The sequence below is a fragment of the Antrihabitans auranticaus genome (genome assembly GCF_016481275.1).
Lineage (GTDB): Bacteria > Actinomycetota > Actinomycetes > Mycobacteriales > Mycobacteriaceae > Antrihabitans.
The window spans coordinates 1-17040 of sequence record NZ_JAEMNW010000017.1; the positions used below are offsets into that span (position 1 = coordinate 1).

Genomic DNA, 17040 nt, shown 5'->3' on the forward strand with positions numbered 1-17040 from the left:
TCGACGTCGGCACGCCGTCGCCGACCAACGACCAGTACCGATCGACAACCGACCGCAACCGTGAAAGATGCACGCAACACTCCTGAGAAATTTCAGTGTTGCAATCACTCCCTGAACCCAAGCAGGTGCGACTCCCGAGTCGGGGTGCGGCGGGGGAGCGGCACGGCGGGGGAGCGGCACGGCGCGGCGGGGGAGCGGCACGGCACGGCGGCACGGCGGGATTCGCGAGCGCGCCTGCCGACCCGTTTCGGCGAATGTGACCCAGATCTCCCCTCTGCCGGGAAATTCGCTAAACTTGAGCGGAACAGACTCAACCTTGAGCGCGTTGGAATAGGCAACCACCAGTCCGGGCAGCGTGTCCGGTAGACCTGTGAAAGACAAGAAGTAGGTGAATTGTGGACTCGTTCAACCCCACGACCAAAACTCAGGCGGTTCTGACCGCCGCTCTGCAGGCCGCGTCGGCCGCAGGGAACCCGGACATTCGTCCGGCGCATTTGCTCGTGGCGCTGCTGGATCAAACCGACGGCATCGCGCCACCGTTGTTGAAGGCTGTCGGTGTCGACCCCGCAGAGGTGCGAAACGAAGCGCAGGCCATCGTCGACCGCATGCCTCGTGCGACCGGTGCGACGACCACGCCGCAGCTCGGGCGCGAAGCTCTCGCCGCCCTTACTGCAGCTCAACGACTCGCCACCGAGTTGGACGACGAGTACGTCTCGACCGAGCACCTGATGGTCGGTTTGGCGAGCGGCGATTCGGACGTCGCGAAGTTGCTCGCCGGCCATGGCGCCACCGCGGTCGCTCTGCGTGAGGCGTTCACGGCTGTCCGCGGCAGTGCCCGGGTGACGAGCCCGGACCCGGAGAGCACGTACCAGGCTCTCGAGAAGTACTCGACGGATTTCACCGCACTGGCTCGTGCTGGCAAGCTCGATCCTGTCATCGGACGTGACACCGAGATTCGTCGCGTGGTGCAGGTGCTGAGCCGGCGGACCAAAAACAACCCGGTCCTGATCGGTGAGCCCGGCGTCGGTAAGACGGCGATCGTCGAGGGGCTCGCGCAGCGCATCGTTGCCGGTGACGTGCCGGAGTCGTTGCGCGGCAAGACGCTTGTGTCGCTCGACCTCGGTTCGATGGTCGCGGGTGCGAAGTATCGCGGTGAGTTCGAGGAACGGCTCAAGGCAGTTCTCGACGACATCAAGAATTCCGCGGGCCAGATCATCACCTTCATCGACGAGCTGCACACGATCGTCGGCGCAGGCGCCACCGGTGAATCCGCTATGGATGCGGGCAACATGATCAAGCCGATGCTCGCTCGCGGGGAACTGCGGATGGTCGGTGCGACCACGCTCGAGGAGTACCGCAAGCACATCGAGAAGGATGCTGCCCTGGAGCGCCGCTTCCAGCAGGTCTTCGTGGGTGAACCGTCGGTGGAGGACACCGTCGGCATCCTGCGTGGGCTGAAGGAGCGCTACGAGGTTCACCACGGCGTGCGCATCACCGACTCGGCGCTCGTTGCTGCGGCCACGCTGAGCGACCGCTACATCACCTCGCGCTTCCTTCCCGATAAGGCGATCGACCTCGTCGACGAGGCCGCGTCTCGCCTCCGGATGGAAATCGACTCTCGCCCTGTGGAAATCGACGAGGTCGAGCGTGCTGTGCGACGGTTGGAGATCGAGGAGGTCGCGCTCGCGAAGGAGACCGACGACGCGTCGAAGGCTCGCCTGGACAAGCTGCGGCAGGAACTCGCCGACGACCGCGAAAAGCTGAACCAGCTCAACACGCGCTGGCAGAACGAGAAGAAGGCGATCGACGACGTCCGCGACCTGAAGGAACAGCTCGAGACGTTGCGCGGCGAGTCCGAACGGGCCGAGCGCGACGGCGATTACGGCAAGGCCGCTGAGCTGCGTTACGGCCGGATCCCCGGAATCGAAAAGGAGCTCGCGGTGAAAATCGCGAACACCACCGCTCAGGAAGAAGTGATGCTGAAGGAGGAGGTCGGACCGGACGACGTTGCCGACGTTGTCGCGGCCTGGACCGGCATCCCTGCCGGGCGTCTCCTCGAAGGCGAGACCGCGAAGCTGCTGCGGATGGAAGACGAGATCGGCAAGCGCGTTGTCGGGCAAGCCGAAGCGGTGCAAGCTGTTTCGGATGCGGTTCGTCGTGCGCGCGCGGGTGTCGCGGATCCGAACCGGCCCACAGGCTCGTTCCTGTTCCTCGGCCCGACCGGCGTCGGTAAGACGGAGCTCGCAAAGGCGTTGGCGGACTTCCTCTTCGACGACGAGCGCGCGATGGTGCGCATCGACATGAGCGAGTACAGCGAAAAGCACTCGGTCGCAAGGCTTGTCGGATCACCCCCCGGCTACATCGGGTACGACCAGGGTGGTCAGCTCACCGAGGCGGTCCGCCGCCGGCCGTACACGGTCGTGCTGTTCGACGAGGTCGAGAAGGCACATCCGGATGTCTTCGACATCCTGCTGGCAGTTCTCGACGAAGGACGGCTGACCGACGGACAAGGCCGGACAGTCGACTTCCGCAACACGATCCTGATCCTCACGTCCAACCTCGGTGCGGGTGGCGACAAGGAGCAGGTGATGACGGCGGTGCGCTCCGCGTTCAAGCCGGAGTTCATCAACCGGCTCGACGACGTGGTCATCTTCCATCCGCTGTCGGAAGAGCAACTGGAGTCGATCGTCGACATTCAGCTTGCGCAGTTGCAGAAGCGGCTCGTGGGTAGGCGTCTGACTCTCGAGGTCTCCTCGGCGGCACGGTTCTGGTTGGCTCTCCGCGGCTACGACCCGGTCTACGGGGCCCGACCGTTGCGGCGACTCATTCAGCAGTCGATCGGCGACCAGCTCGCCAAGAAGCTGCTGGCGGGCGAGGTCCACGACGGCGACACCGTTCCGGTCGACGTCTCTCCGAACGGCGACGGTTTGGTTGTCGGTAAGTAAGTAGACGCATCAGGGCTGTGCTGGCGGAATCCGCCCGCACAGCCCTTCGGCGTTATCGGGTAGTTTGACTCTCCGCCAGTTCGGCCAGCTAGGGGTCAACGTCGTATGCAGAGTCCGGCAGTCACATCCCGCGCCGATATTCAGGGATTGCGAATGGTCGCGGTCCTGCTCGTCATCGCGGCGCACCTTTTGGATTGGCCGCGCGGCGGGTTCGTCGGTGTCGACGTCTTCTTCGTGATCTCCGGCTTTCTCATCACGGGCTCGCTCCTGCATCGAATCGACGGCGGCTCCGGGGTGTTCGGCTGGTTCTACCGGCGACGAGTTCGCCGAATCGTTCCAGCGGCCACGCTGGTCCTCGTGGTCACGGCGATCGCGGCCGCGCCCGTCCTCGCTGATTCGGCGTACCGGTCGCTGCTCGTCGACTCGGTGTGGGCCCTCTTTTTCGCGTCGAACTGGCGATTCGCGGCCCAGGGGACGGACTACTTCGCAGCCTTCCAGCAGCCGTCGGCTGTTCAGCACTACTGGTCGCTGTCGGTCGAAGAGCAGTTCTACGTGGTCTGGCCTGCGCTTCTCGTCCTGGTAGGACTTATCGCGGCCCGGTACTCGTCGATTTCCCGGCAGAAGCTGACCGTGGCCGTCGTGGGCACAGTCGTCGTCGGCTCGTTCGCGTACGCGGTGTCGGAGAATGCCGACAATGCGGCGTGGGCGTACTTTTCGACGTTCGCCCGTGTCTGGGAGCTGGCGATCGGCGCGCTCGTCGCGGTCGGAGCGGCAACGTCGAGCAGAATCCCGAAGACCCTCGCGTCCGTCATCGCATGGTTCGGGTTGCTGCTCGTCATTCTCGGCGTCGCAGTTCTGTCGGTCGGCCACACAGCCGCGGCGGCGCCCTGGAAGCTGGCCCTGCCAGTCGTGGGAACTGCCATGGTCCTCGGTGGCGGAATCCGCGGTACGCCGAAATTCTTCGCACCCCTCACCAGCAGGGTCGCCGTCTATCTCGGAGACATTTCGTACTCGCTGTACCTGTGGCACTTCCCGGTGATCGTGCTTCTTGCGTTCCTGATCGACGACGGACCGGCGTACTACGTCGCGGCGTTGCTGCTCATCTTCGGGTTGTCCGTGGCGTCGTATCACCTCGTCGAGGACCCGATCAGGTCGTCCAACTGGCTGGAGCAGACAACCACTGCACGCCCAGCACCAGCACAGAGCAAGGCCGGCCGGGCCGCCGTCGGCGCACTTGTCGCAGTCGTGTGCGGTGCGTCCGTCGCCGCCGTCGCACGACATTCCGAAGAGGCGCCCGAGGCCATCGAGGCGAGCAGTGCCAGCGAATACGAGTCCGCGGGCCCCGCGTCGGACCTCCTGACCAGCCAGATCGCCGCAGCCCTCACCGCCACCGACTGGCCCGATCTGTCGCCGTCGATGGACGCCGCTATCGCAGGTCCACCGGCGCCGGACGGTGTCGCGCAGTGCAGCCAGATTCCCGCGCCGCCGATCGAGGAATGCACCTGGGGGCCGGACAGTGCGACGAAGACGATGATGATCGTCGGCGATTCGGTCGCGGTCACGTACGTCGAAACCCTGAAAACCATTGCGGAGCAGAGCGGCAGCGACTGGCGCCTGTCGACCAAGGCCGCGTTCGGGTGCAGGCTGCCCGACGTGCCGCTCGTCGGGCCAAACCGCGAATTGACGGCGTCCTGCCCAAGGCAGCGGGCTGAGGTCGTCGCGGCGATCAACGAACTGAAGCCGGACCTCCTGATCATCGCCGACTCGTATCAGCAGGCGTGGAACAGCAGCACGAACCGGCCGCTGTCCGTCGCGGACTGGGTGCCGGGTATGACGATGGTTGTCGCGCAGGTCGCCGACAACGTGGGGGAGATTGTCTTCCTCGCGCCGCCGCCGATCGCCGCGGACGTCGCGAAGTGCTACAGCAAACTCGCTCGACCGGGGGACTGCGCGGCGGGAATTCTGCCGCAATGGCAAGACTTTGCGGCAGCAGAAGCGACGATGGCCGACGACCTGGGCGCGGCCTTTGTGGACTCGCGGGCGTGGTTCTGTGCCGGTGCGGACCGCTGCCCGTCGTTCGTCGGGACGACGCCCGTCAAGCTCGATCTCGTACACATGACTCCGGAGTACGCGGCGCTCATCGCGCCCGCAGTCCAAGAACGACTCGCGGCGAGCGGTCTGCTCGACTGACCGGGACTACGGATACGCCAACGGCTCCGCTCCGCGGGTCGTGAGGAGGGCAAGCATCAGTCCGAGTTCGGTGCCTTGATCCCGGACCATGCCGAGTGCGGTACGGCGGATGGGATCGGAGTCGACGAGGTCCTGAGCGGCCTGCGCCATTTCGATACCGCCGTGGTGGTGGCGAATCATCAACTGCAGAAACAAGATTTCGGCTTCGGTGCCGCGCAACCCGCGCAGCCGCGTGATCTCGTCGACGCTGGCCATGCCGGCCATCGGACCGCTGTGGTCGGCGTGCATCCAGGTCATCGGTGCTGTCGAGGTAAAGGGTTCGTCGACAAGGGTGAGCCAGCCGTGCATTGTTGCGACCTCGGCCGTTTGGGCCCGGATGATCTGGTCAGCGATGAGCCGAATCTGCGGGTCGACGTCGGGCGCGAGGGCTTGCGAGATTAGTACGGCCTGCTCGTGATGAACAGCCATGTCCTGCGCGAACCCGATGTCGTTGGCGGAGAGACTGATTCCCGAATCGGAGTCGCCCCATCGCAGACCGACTGCGAAGCCGGCGAGCACCAGCACAACCGCACCGACGAGAACCGCGACCTTACGAACCAATTGTCGAATCCTGATCGGCAGGTGCCTGGTAGACGCCGTTGTCGAGCTGCAGCGCCATGAAGCCGTTGTCCATGCAGGAGGTCCAGATCTGGTTGCCGTGGAATTCGGGCGGCGACAGGCACCAGTCCGACGAGAGGTCGCCGAAGGCGATCTGGCCGATGCGCGGACCGATCGCGATACTCGGGTCGACCTTGCCTTCGAACATCGAGCGTGCGAGCGGCACGAAGTCGAAGAGCGGGACGCCGATGATCGACGACAGCGCGTGTGCCGAATTGGTGAGCAGCAAGTTCTTGTGAGTCTGTGCCGGCGGGTTGTAGTAGGCGATCTCGCGGATGTCGTTCACGTTCCTGACGTCGAAAACTCTTATGCCCGAAGATATCCAGGAACAGGCGAGCGCTGTCGGATTCGCAGGGCGGTCGACGGCGCAGTAGTGCGGGTCGTATGCGAAGACCGAACCGCCCGACGCGGAGCGCACATTCTGGTCCATGTTGTCGTCGAGGTTGATCTCCAGCTTGATCTTCTGCACCACCTGAGCGTTCGCCTCGTCGGATATGTCGAAGACCTTCACACCGCCGGACCCGGCCTCGTCCAGCGTGAAGAGGTACGGCCTCCGGTCGTAGGTGACGGGGATGCTGTGCTGATTGAAATGGCCGTCGGTCCAGAAGTACGTGGCGATCTGCGGAACGGCGGGATACGGATCGCGACGCTGGACGGCGCTGATATCGAGGATGGTCATACCCGCCATGTTCGACAGGTACATCCGGTTGCCGTCCGGGCTGATACCGAAGCCGTGCCCCGAAAGTCCGTGCAGTCCTTGCCAGATGATGCGCGGGTTCGCCGGATCCGTCACGTCGATGGCCGACACGAAACCCGGACTCGTTCCGGAGGTCCAGTAGGTATTGCCGTCCGGCGAGAACCCGCCTTCGTGGGAGAGGAACCACAGCGGCATCGTGAGGTCGGTGCCCGCGCCGCGGTTGAGAAGTCGTGGATGCGCACAGTCGGAGATGTCGTAGATCGAGAAGTAGCCGGTGCCGGTCGAGACCGGTACGGCCGTCGCCGCGAGCAACGCACGCTTCTTGTTGACCTTCAAGCTCTCCCACGTGCCGGCGAGCATGGCAGGTTCGTTGAGCGAGGTAGTCATGACCGGACGCGACGGGTCGGATACGTAGAGCACCTGGACGCCGGGCGAAGGTCCGAGCAGGTTCCCGGGAAAGAAGGTGCTCGTGTAGGAGCAGTGGTCGTAGGTGACCGACAAGATGCCGCCGCCCCGATCCTGGAGGCCACCGAGCAGCGACATATTGCACCGGTAGCCCTGGGTGCTGCGGAGGTTGTTGCGGTCCTCGGCCGGAACATCGCCCTGCAGCCCGGTTTCGGGGAGTGACCCCGGACCGCACTCGGCGCGTGGGACGGCGACGTTTCCTACGTCGAGCAACGTGTAGGTCTGCGCAGACGCCGGTACGGCCGCAACAGCCAGGGCGATGACGACGCCCGATATCAATGCGACAGCCTTGTGTAGTCGACCGATCACGATTCGCACTCCCTTGTGCAATGCATCACCCTGCCGACTCGATCTTTACCTACCCGGGGACCGGCCGGAAGAGCATTGACCGCGATCCTGTTGCAACGGGCTGTTCGTTGCGCTCCTGCGGCCACGGCGCAGTCGCGCCTATCCTGGGTAGCTATGACCAACCCGAACGATCCCCGGGACCCCAAGCAGGGTCCGCCGCCGTCGGAGGAGCCGACGCAGTATTACGGGTCGTCTGGGCCGACAGACCAATATCCGCTGCCTGGGCAGGGCCAGCCGGACGGCGGCTACTACACGTCCGACCCGTATGCGGCCTATGGCTCGTCACAGCCCAACCCGACGCAGGCCTTCCCCGCGTACCAGCCCGGCGGTTTTCAGCAGGGTGATCCGAATCAGCAATACGGGCAGTACCCCGGCAACCAGGGGCAATGGGACCCCAATGCCTATCCGGGCGAGGTGCCGCCGCTCGACGGTCGCCGCGGTTCCAGTCGTAAGGGCCTGTGGATCGCGCTCGCTGCTGTCTTGGCGCTCGTGGTCGTGGGCGGTCTGGCAGCCTTCCTGCTGGTCGGCGGTGACGACAACAAGGACGACAAGCCGACCGCCGCTGGAGCAACAACGTCGGAGGAGGCGGGCGCAACAACCACCCGCAGGCCGTCCACAACCCGTTCGCCCAGTACAGAGGCCACGATCATCCCGTCGATCCCCGACATTCTCGAGGGCATCGGCATTGCGTCGGGGAAGATCACGGCGATCGACGGCTCGACCATCACGATCGATCCCGCTTTCGGCGAGATAACGAAGATCACGACTTCGGACGACACCGTGTTCATTACGTCGAGCGGTCCAGGTTCGCTGGATGATTTGGCTGTAGGTCAAGAGGTCAACGCTCAGGGCACATCCTCGGGTGACACCCTGGAGGCCGCGTTCATCACGAACCTGTCGCTCGGTGACTTCCCCAACTGACTTGTGGAGGCGCAATCTTTCGATGATCGCGAAGAGCACGCGAGCAAACCGCCCGACGACTAGCTAGGGTGTGGAGCGATGACGGCAATGTGGTTCGGCCTTGCAGCGATCGCACTGATAGGTGCGGGCGTTCTTTTGTACGTGGATCACATCCAGCGTCAGCGCGTCGGGCGGGTTCGGCAGATCTGGGCGAAAACGCAGGGTTTCACCTACACACCGGCCGATCCGAATCTGCCGTCGTCATGGCGTCGCGCTGCCTTGTCCAAGCAGGACTACCTGTCTGCCGTCGACATCGTCAGCGGTGTGCGGCGCGGTGAACAGTTCTTCCTGTTCGACCTGGAAGACACGGCGACGATCATCGCAGTACGCCGCGAAATCGGGTCCGACGTCGATATCGACCTGCGTCTCAAGTCGACACCGCCGCCGAAGGACTCCGATCTGGAACTACTCGGCGCGATCGGGCACCGGATCATGTTCGCCACCGATCTCGAGATCGCCCGCCGGATCTGTGACCAGCGCATGGTCGCCTTCACCGAGGCGCTTCCGCCCAAGCTGCAGATGCTCTGGAGCGAAGGCATGTGGACGCTGGGTTCGATGCCCATCGCCACCGCGGGCCGGGAATGGGATGGTGCGATCGACGCGGTCGCGAAGCTGTCCGGGATCCTGCACGCGTTGCCGCCTGCCAGCGAGCCGCAGGGGCTGAACGGGCAGACCCACGATCCGGGCAGGCCGCGCTCGCGCCAAGCCGTTGCCGACGAAGCGGCGGCCGCGCAGTTCGACGGCCCGACCGTTCGTGTCGACAAGGGCGCGTTCGGCGACGATGCGCCGACCGTCGTGCACGCCGCCATCCGAGACCAGCCGATGCGAGACCGGCCCACCGAGCCGCGCGTCGTCCCGCCGCCGCGGTATCCGGCACCTGAACGTGCGCGTCCACAGCGTCCCGTTCCCGATCGCCATTCCGCTCCGCCAAACAACTAGCTCCTCACACCACTAAGGGTTTCCGCATGTCGTCCAGCTCCGTGCGACCTGTCGCGCTCGTCACCGGCCCCACGTCCGGATTGGGCAGCGGTTTCGCCAACAAACTCGGCTCCCTCGGCTACGACCTCGTGTTGGTCGCGCGCGACGCGGAGCGCCTCGACGCGCTCGCCGAAGACCTGGATCGTCGCTACGGCGCGCAATCGGAAATCATCGCCGTCGACCTCGCCACCGAAGCCGGTCGCGACGCGGTCGCGCAGCGGCTCGAAAAGGGCGTGCAGTTCCTGGTGAACAACGCCGGATTCGGCCTTTCCGGCGAATTCTGGTCGATCGATCCGGCCGACCTCCAGGCGCAACTCGACGTCAACGTGACCGCTGTGATGCAGCTGACGCGGGCCGCGTTGCCGCCGATGATCGCGGCTGCCAAGGGCAAGATCATCAACGTTGCGAGCGTCGCGGGCCTCGTGCCGGGTCGCGGGTCGACGTACTCGGCGTCCAAGTCGTATGTCGTGGCGTTCACCGAAGGTCTCGCCGGCGGTCTGGCAGGCACGGGTGTCCGGATTCAGGCGCTGTGCCCCGGATTCGTGCACACCGAATTTCACGAGCGCGCCGGTTTGGAGATGGAAAACCTGCCGAAGATGATGTGGCTCGACGTGGACCAGGTCGTCACGACGTCGCTGCACGATCTCGAGAGCGGCAAGGTCCTCTGCATCCCGGGTGTGCAGTACAAAGTGCTTTCGACTGTGGGCCGGGTCGCGCCGAAAGCGGTCGTCCGCAGGATCAGCAGCACATTCGGTAAGGGCCGCGGGCGCACGTAGTAGCGATCGGTAGGGTTGGCGCCATGTCCGACCGCGAAGATCTGGCCGCTCTGGTTCGCGAACTCGCCGTTGTCCACGGCAAAGTCACGCTCTCCTCCGGCAAGGAGGCCGATTTCTACGTCGACCTTCGGCGGGCGACGCTGCACCACGAGGCAGGCCCACTCATCGGCAAGCTTTTGCGGGAGCTGGTGTCCGACTGGGACTTCGACGCGGTCGGCGGCTTGACCATGGGTGCGGACCCGGTAGCGATGGCCATCATGCACGCTCCGGGCAGGCCGATCGACGCGTTCGTGGTACGGAAGGCCGCGAAGGCGCACGGCATGCAACGTCAGATCGAAGGTCCCGACGTCGTCGGCAAACGGGTGCTCGTAGTCGAAGACACGACCACGACCGGCAATTCGCCGCTGACCGCTGTCAAAGCACTGCGTGATGTCGGCGCGATCGTCGTCGGCGTCGCGACGGTTGTCGACCGGGATACGGGTGCCGACGAGATCATTCGGGCCGAAGGCGTCGAGTACCGGTCGTTGCTCGGCTTGGCCGATCTCGGGTTGTGACGATGGGCTTCGAGAAGGTGGTTTTCGCCGCTGCGACCGCAGGCACGATCATCGGTGCGCTGACCGGTCGGGAACGGCTGCAGAAGGTCGCGAAGCCGCTGATCGCGCCCTCGTTGGCGGTCGGGGTGTTGCGCCGCGGCCCTGTGTCGGGTGACCGCGCACTGCTGGTCGGGGGTCTGGCCGCTGCGACGGTCGGTGACGTGCTGCTGATCGATCCAGACGACGACAGGCGGCTGATCGCCGGCGCTAGTTCGTTCGCGGTGATGCAGACCTCCTACGCCACCCTGTTGCGTCGCCACCACGCACGCCCGACTGTTCCCGCCGTTGCACCGCGGGCCCTCGGCTGGGTGGGCGGTGCCGCACTCATGCGGGCGAAAGCGCCAGAGGTGGCCACACCGCTGATGGCCTACGGCGTCACCCTGGCGACGGCCACGTCGCTGGCATCCGATCCTGCCCTGGCCCCCGGCGCACCCGTTCGCGCCGGGCTCGCGGTACCCACCGCGGACCCGCGCAGCCGGATCGGGCTCGGTGCACTGTTGTTCACCGTGTCGGACGGGCTGATCGTGCTGCGGAAGGTATTCGCGCGCGACGAGTCGCAGCGTCGCATCGCCGAAGGACTGATCCTCGCGACTTACGCTGCTGCGCAGTACTTCCTGGTGAACGGAATGGTCGAGCTGGACGGCGTCACGGACACAGAATGATGCGGTCCCGGTGTGCCGGATCGACGCGAATCGAGATGACCTCACCGACCGCCATTCGCGGCTTGTCGATCGGGGCGACGTCGAAAACCACCGAACCCGTGTAGGTCTCGGACCCGGGAATCGTGAGTTCGAGGTCGAGTTGGGTCAGCTCGGTGTGATGGTCGGTCATCGAGAGCGGGTGGACGTCCCTGATCCGGGCCCAGCCTTCCACGCCGCGCCTGCGTAGCAGGCGATCTGCGCGAGTGGGCCTGGCGGCCAACATCATTCCGAGTCCTACGAGCGTCCCGAAAAGTCCGACCAAGCCCGCGATCTGATAGGGAACGGTGTCGGGCGGCGTCTTTTCGACCAGCCAGGCCGACCAGAACGCAAGCAGAACCACGTACCCGGCACTGATGCCGAGGACGGTCCGGACGATGCGCTCGTGGTTCATTTGTGGCTCCGATACCAGCGTAATCCGTAGTGTGACGGACGTCGCTGCGCGGCCTGCTTGATTCGGCAACGCGGGTTGTGACCGAATAGCCTTTTGCCATGAGCAAACCGACCGTCTTCATCACGGGTGCCGCAGCGGGCATCGGCCGGGCGACGGCATTGCGCTTCGCGAAAGAGGATTACCTCGTCGGAATCTACGACATCGACGAGCGCAAGCTGCGCGAACTACGCGACGAGATCCTTGCGGCTGGTGGGAATGTCTACGCGGGCCTGCTCAACGTCGCCAACCCGGACCTCTGGGCCGAAGCGCTCGCCGACTTCTACCGGGCGCACGGGCGGCTCGACATTCTGATCAACAACGCAGGCGTCCTCTCCGCGGGCAAGTTCGAGGAAATGGATGTTGCCGTCCACCGCCGGATGCTCGACATCAATATCGGCGGGGTCATCTACGGCACCCGCGCCGCCTTTCCCTACCTGCGCGACACCGCGGGCTCCCAGGTGGTGAACCTGTGCTCGGCGTCCGCCATCTACGGCCAGCCGGAGCTGGCGACCTACGGTGCAACGAAGTCGGCCGTGAAGGGACTGACCGAGGCCCTCGACCTGGAATGGCGCAAGCACGACATCCGCGTCATCGCGATGTGGCCACTGTTCGTTCAGACGGGCATGGTCGAGGGCATCGAAACCGGTTCGACGCGCTCGCTCGGAGTGCGACTCACCGCCGCTGACGTCGGCAACTCGATCTGGCAGGTCACGCGCAAGAAGACGTTGCTGCCGACAGTCCACTTCGAGGTGGGTATCCAGGCCAAGGCACTGGCGATCGCGGCCAAGTACGCACCGGACTGGGTCGTGCGGACCACGAATCGCATCTTGACCCGTACGTGGTGAACGAAGAACGGGGTCCGACCGAGTGGGGCGAGAACCCCAACGGTGTCGGTCCGTGGGTCGAGGAGTTCGGCTCCGAACCGCCTGCCGATCCGCGGTACGACCCTGTTCTGCTCACCGAAGGCGACCGGCGCAACGTCGTCGACGCCTACCGGTACTGGACGCGTGAGGCGATCGTCGCCGATATCGACAGTCGTCGGCACCCGTTCCACGTCGCCATCGAGAACTTCGCACACGACGCCAACATCGGCACGGTGGTTCGCACCGCGAACGCGTTCGCGGCAGCGGCGGTACACATTGTCGGCCGCCGCCGCTGGAATCGGCGGGGCGCCATGGTTACCGACCGCTATCAGCGCATCGTCCACCACCCCGACATGGCGGCGCTGCACGAGTTCGCGCTTGCGGAAGGGCTGGCACTGGTCGCTGTCGACAACACGCCCGGCTCGGTGCCGCTCGAAACGGCGGATCTGCCGAGAAACTGTGTGCTGTTGTTCGGTCAGGAGGGCCCCGGCGTCACCGCAGACGGCCGGGCGGCAGCCGAAATGACAGTCTCCATCGCACAATTCGGCTCCACACGCAGCATCAACGCCGGCGTCGCAGCTGGCATCGCCATGCACGCGTGGATCAGGCGACACGCCGATTTGGGCACGTCGTGGTAGCCGCGTCCTTCTGGGGTTGGCAAGATCGATTCATGCCTGGTGAACCTCTGCGGCGAGAGCCGACGGATGCCGACGCGTGGTCTGCACGTGCCGATGCCGCCGAAGCCGCGGTCGTCTCGCGGCACTTGCGCCGCCTGTGGGGGCTGCCATGGACAACGTTGGGCGTCGTCGGCTGGCCGGCCACTCGCGGCGAGCGGTTCTTTCTGCGCTGGCACTACTGGTGGCAGGCACACCTGATCGACTGCGCGGTCGATGCCGCGGAACGGCAACCGAGCGAAGGCCGGCGCACGCGAATCGTGCGCTTGACGCGGTCGCACCGGTTGCGGAATCTGACCGGCTGGACGAACGCCTACTACGACGACATGGCGTGGCTCGGCCTAGCGCTCGAACGAGCGCAGCTGAGTCAGCTCGTGAGCCACAAGCGCGCGATCGCCAAGCTCGACGATCAGATGTACTCGGCGTGGGCACCCGAGATCGGCGGCGGAATTCCGTGGCGGAAGGGCTCGGATTTCTACAACGCACCCGCGAACGGGCCCGCGGCGATTCTGCTGCTGCGCACGGGCAAGGTGTGGCGCGCCGAGGAAATGGCCGAGTGGATCGACGCAACCTTGCGCGACCCGGACACAGGCCTGATCTTCGACGGGATCAGGTTGCGCCCGACCGGTTCGGAGGTCGAGAAGCCCGTCTACACGTACTGCCAAGGCGTGGTCCTGGGGCTGGAGACCGAGCTCGCCGTCCAGACGGGTGAGGGAAAGCATCGCGAGCGTGTGGCCCGTCTGGTCGACGCGGTCGACAAGCACCTCACGCCGAACGGCGTCATCCGCGGATCGAACGGTGGCGACGGTGGGCTGTTCCCTGCGATCCTCGCGCGCTATCTCACTTTGGTGGCACTGTTGCTGCCAGGCGACACGGTCCGCGACGAGCGGGCACGCCAGACGGCTGCGCGGATCGTTCTGGACTCGGCCGAATCGGCGTGGGCGAATCGCCTGGCCGTCGACAACCTGCCGATGTTCGGCCACGACTGGACCAAGCCGGCCGAGATTCCGGCAGCCGGCGAAGCAGTGGTGCGTAACGGTGGATCGGTCGACTCGTCGACGATTCCAGAGCGCGACCTGTCGGTTCAGGTCAGTGGCTGGATGCTGATGGAAGCCGCGGCGCGGTTGGCGCGCTCGATCTGAGCGTGCCTACTTGGTCGCGCGCGGGTGGCGGACCTCGTCGACCGTGACTTCCTCGGCGGGCTTCGCCATCTCCTGGAAGTAATGCCACAGACCGAGCGCCGTGCCGATGATCAGCAGAGCGACCATGACCCCGATCACGGCGGGCATCAGCCAGGGAACGCGTTCGATGAAGGTACCGGCGTAGTAGCCGATCAGGATCAGCACCGGTGCCCACACGATGGCTCCCAGCGTGCTGGCGATCGTGTATTTGCGGTGGTCCATCTTCGCGGCACCTGCGACGAGCGGGCACAGCGTCCGGACCCACGGAATCCAGCGGGCAACGAGCACAGCCCAGAAGCCGTGCTTCTCGAGCATGATGTTCACGCGATGCAGGTTGTCGGTGTTGATGTACTTGCCGTCTCGGCGCGCGACGAGTTTTGCGCCCGTCCTGTGCCCGATCACGTAGCCGACCTGATTGCCGGCGATCGCCGCAAGCATGGCGCCGAACGAGAGCGCCCACGCCTGGGAGTCGCCGGTTGTGTGCGTTGCGAGCACGATTCCGGCGGTGATCAGCATCGAATCGCCCGGCAGGAACAAGCCGATGATCAGTGCGCACTCGAGAAACACGAGTGTGATGACAACGATCCAGACGACTACTGGACCCGCCGATTCGAGCAGGCCGAAACCGGCCGAGGCGGTGACCATTTCAGCTGGAGGGATCGTGAGGCGCAGGCACAGGTTCCGGATCGACGGTCTCGCTGCGGACGGCGGTATCGTTGCGCGCCGCGAGGAGCCGCTTAGCGACCTCGATGATGCCCGGGAGAATCGAGATGAAGACGATCAACAGGAAGATCGCTTCGATGTTGTTCTTGATGAAGTCGACGTTGCCGAGGAAGTAGCCCAGGATCGTCACGCCGCCTCCCCAGAGGATGCCGCCGACGATGTCGAAGCCCAGGAACTTGCGGTAAGTCATCTTCGATACGCCGGCCAGCACGGGCGTGAAGGTCCGCGCGATCGGGACGAAGCGAGCCAGGATGATCGTCATCGGGCCGTACTTCTCGAAGAAGGCGTGCGACTCGGTGATGTACTTCTGCTTGAAGAATCGCGAGTCCTGCTTCTGGAACAGCGCGGGTCCGAGTTTGCGGCCGATCCAGTACGCACACTGGTCACCTGCGATCGCCGTGATCGCGACAGCGGGAACGAGCACCCAGATCGACACGGGCGGGGCGGGCTGCGCGGCGAGAAGGCCGCCGGTGAACAGCAGCGAATCGCCCGGGAGCAGCGGAAACAGCAGGCCGGTCTCGATGAAAACGATGACCAGAATTGCCGGCAGCACCACGTTCGCAAACGGGCCGTTGTCGGTCAGCAGGTACACGGGATCCAGCCACTGGGGTAGTAGGGCCAGATTTATCGTCGTCTCCGCCGCCTGCGCAATCACGCCGACCACAGTACCGGCGTGCAGTGCCCGGCACCTATTTCTGTGGTGCTAGCACAAGGTCAAGGGTCTGCTGTCGCGGGGAGTCTGCACTCGCTTAGGCTGAGCAGCAGTAAACACCGTCTCGTTCGCGGGCGGCTCACGACGCACATGGAGGTCTGTTCAGTGCCAATCGCAACCCCCGAGGTTTACGCCGAGATGCTTGGCCGGGCCAAACAGCACGCCTTCGCCTTCCCGGCGATCAATTGCACGTCGTCGGAAACCATCAATGCCGCGATCAAGGGTTTTGCGGATGCCGGCAGTGACGGCATCATCCAGTTCTCGACCGGTGGTGCGGAGTTCGGTTCCGGCCTCGGAATCAAGGACATGGTCGTCGGCGCCGTCGGGCTGGCCGAGTTCGCGCATGTCATCGCGGCCAAGTACGACGTCACGATCGCGCTGCACACCGATCACTGCCCCAAGGACAAGCTGGACACCTACGTGCGCCCGCTGCTCGCCATCTCGCAGGAGCGCGTGAACGCGGGGCAGAACCCGCTCTTCCAGTCGCACATGTGGGACGGCTCGGCCATCCCGATCGACGAGAACCTCGAGATCGCGACGGAGTTGCTGAAAGCAGCCGCTGCGGCCCGCATCATCTTGGAGGTCGAAATCGGCGTCGTCGGCGGTGAAGAGGACGGTGTCGAGGCGGAGATCAACGACAAGCTCTACACCTCGGACGAGGACTTCGAGAAGACTATCGACGCGCTCGGTGCAGGCGAGAACGGCAAGTACCTGCTCGCCGCGACATTCGGCAACGTCCACGGCGTCTACAAGCCGGGCAACGTCGTCCTGCGGCCCGAGGTGCTCGAGGCAGGCCAGCGCGTCGCCGCCGCCAAGCTCGGGCTGGAAGCCGGCTCGCACCCGTTCGACTTCGTGTTCCACGGTGGTTCGGGATCGCTGAAGTCCGAGATCGACGATTCGCTGAAGTTCGGCGTCGTGAAGATGAACGTGGACACGGACACGCAGTACGCCTTCACCCGCCCGATCGCCGGACACATGCTCGGCAACTACGACGGTGTGCTGAAGATCGACGGCGAGGTCGGCAACAAGAAGGTCTACGACCCGCGCAGCTACCTCAAGAAGGCGGAAGCCAGCATGACGGCACGCGTCATCGAGGCGTGCAACGATCTCAAGTCGGCAGGCCGCTCGGTCAGCGCTGGCTGAAGGG

General features: G+C 65.0%; 16 protein-coding genes. 11 read left to right on the plus strand and 5 right to left on the minus strand.

Going from position 1 to position 17040, the window contains the following annotated elements; genetic code table 11:
* Positions 1-395 precede the first annotated feature (395 nt).
* Positions 396-2945 carry an ATP-dependent chaperone ClpB gene (clpB, locus tag JGU72_RS30245; RefSeq protein ID WP_199688015.1) on the plus strand — a complete coding sequence of 850 codons (2550 nt, stop codon included), beginning with the start codon at positions 396-398 and terminating at the stop codon, positions 2943-2945.
* Positions 2946-3050: 105 nt separating this feature from the next.
* Entirely contained in the window at positions 3051-5135 is a 2085-nt protein-coding gene (locus tag JGU72_RS30250) for an acyltransferase family protein (RefSeq protein ID WP_199688016.1), read from the plus strand.
* Between the two features lie 6 nt (positions 5136-5141).
* Here the strand turns inward: JGU72_RS30250 and JGU72_RS30255 are convergent, their stop codons facing one another.
* Both JGU72_RS30255 and JGU72_RS30260 read right to left on the minus strand, forming a co-directional pair.
* A complete protein-coding gene (locus JGU72_RS30255; protein ID WP_374101176.1) occupies positions 5142-5735 on the minus strand; it encodes a DUF305 domain-containing protein in 594 nt (197 codons plus the stop codon).
* Positions 5725-7266 (minus strand): LVIVD repeat-containing protein, encoded by a 1542-nt coding sequence (locus JGU72_RS30260; protein ID WP_374101178.1) that lies wholly within the window; start codon positions 7264-7266, stop codon positions 5725-5727. The genes JGU72_RS30255 and JGU72_RS30260 overlap by 11 nt, the downstream gene beginning before the upstream one ends.
* A gap of 150 nt (positions 7267-7416) precedes the next feature.
* Between JGU72_RS30260 and JGU72_RS30265 the strand changes: the two genes are divergently transcribed.
* The 5 genes from JGU72_RS30265 to JGU72_RS30285 all read left to right on the plus strand — a co-directional run bounded on the left by JGU72_RS30265 (position 7417) and on the right by JGU72_RS30285 (position 11271).
* Complete coding sequence (locus JGU72_RS30265) at positions 7417-8223, plus strand: DUF5666 domain-containing protein (RefSeq protein WP_199688017.1); 807 nt, start codon at positions 7417-7419, stop codon at positions 8221-8223.
* Positions 8224-8301: 78 nt separating this feature from the next.
* Positions 8302-9201 (plus strand): type III secretion system chaperone family protein, encoded by a 900-nt coding sequence (locus tag JGU72_RS30270; RefSeq protein WP_233533250.1) that lies wholly within the window; start codon positions 8302-8304, stop codon positions 9199-9201.
* Positions 9202-9227: 26 nt separating this feature from the next.
* Positions 9228-10016, plus strand: a complete 789-nt coding sequence (locus JGU72_RS30275) for an SDR family NAD(P)-dependent oxidoreductase (protein ID WP_199688018.1) — start codon at positions 9228-9230, stop codon at positions 10014-10016.
* Between the two features lie 23 nt (positions 10017-10039).
* Complete coding sequence (pyrE, locus tag JGU72_RS30280; RefSeq protein WP_199688019.1) at positions 10040-10570, plus strand: orotate phosphoribosyltransferase; 531 nt, start codon at positions 10040-10042, stop codon at positions 10568-10570.
* 2 nt (positions 10571-10572) lie between these two features.
* Positions 10573-11271 carry a lysoplasmalogenase gene (locus JGU72_RS30285; RefSeq protein ID WP_199688020.1) on the plus strand — a complete coding sequence of 233 codons (699 nt, stop codon included), beginning with the start codon at positions 10573-10575 and terminating at the stop codon, positions 11269-11271.
* Here the strand turns inward: JGU72_RS30285 and JGU72_RS30290 are convergent.
* Complete coding sequence (locus tag JGU72_RS30290) at positions 11255-11701, minus strand: DUF3592 domain-containing protein (RefSeq protein ID WP_199688021.1); 447 nt, start codon at positions 11699-11701, stop codon at positions 11255-11257. The two genes, JGU72_RS30285 and JGU72_RS30290, sit on opposite strands and share 17 nt — an antisense overlap.
* Before the next feature lie 98 nt (positions 11702-11799).
* On the opposite strand from JGU72_RS30290, the gene JGU72_RS30295 reads away from it, so the two are divergent.
* Genes JGU72_RS30295 through JGU72_RS30305 form a run of 3 tightly spaced genes read left to right on the plus strand, consistent with a single transcriptional unit; the run spans position 11800 to position 14419 of the window.
* Positions 11800-12585, plus strand: coding sequence for an SDR family oxidoreductase (locus JGU72_RS30295; protein WP_199688022.1), 786 nt, complete (start codon positions 11800-11802; stop codon positions 12583-12585).
* Positions 12582-13241: a TrmH family RNA methyltransferase gene (locus tag JGU72_RS30300; protein ID WP_374101177.1), complete on the plus strand. Its 660-nt coding sequence runs from the start codon at positions 12582-12584 to the stop codon at positions 13239-13241. Before JGU72_RS30295 ends, JGU72_RS30300 begins: the two co-directional genes overlap by 4 nt.
* 32 nt (positions 13242-13273) lie before the next feature.
* Complete coding sequence (locus tag JGU72_RS30305) at positions 13274-14419, plus strand: glycoside hydrolase family 76 protein (protein ID WP_199688024.1); 1146 nt, start codon at positions 13274-13276, stop codon at positions 14417-14419.
* A gap of 6 nt (positions 14420-14425) precedes the next feature.
* Here JGU72_RS30305 and JGU72_RS30310 read toward each other — a convergent pair whose 3' ends face one another.
* Together JGU72_RS30310 and JGU72_RS30315 are read right to left on the minus strand one after the other, a co-directional pair.
* Positions 14426-15103, minus strand: coding sequence for a DedA family protein (locus JGU72_RS30310; protein ID WP_199688025.1), 678 nt, complete (start codon positions 15101-15103; stop codon positions 14426-14428).
* 1 nt (position 15104) lies between these two features.
* Positions 15105-15836, minus strand: coding sequence for a VTT domain-containing protein (locus JGU72_RS30315; RefSeq protein WP_307828676.1), 732 nt, complete (start codon positions 15834-15836; stop codon positions 15105-15107).
* A gap of 162 nt (positions 15837-15998) precedes the next feature.
* On the opposite strand from JGU72_RS30315, the gene fbaA reads away from it, so the two are divergent.
* Complete coding sequence (gene fbaA, locus JGU72_RS30320; protein WP_199688026.1) at positions 15999-17036, plus strand: class II fructose-bisphosphate aldolase; 1038 nt, start codon at positions 15999-16001, stop codon at positions 17034-17036.
* Positions 17037-17040 lie beyond the last annotated feature (4 nt).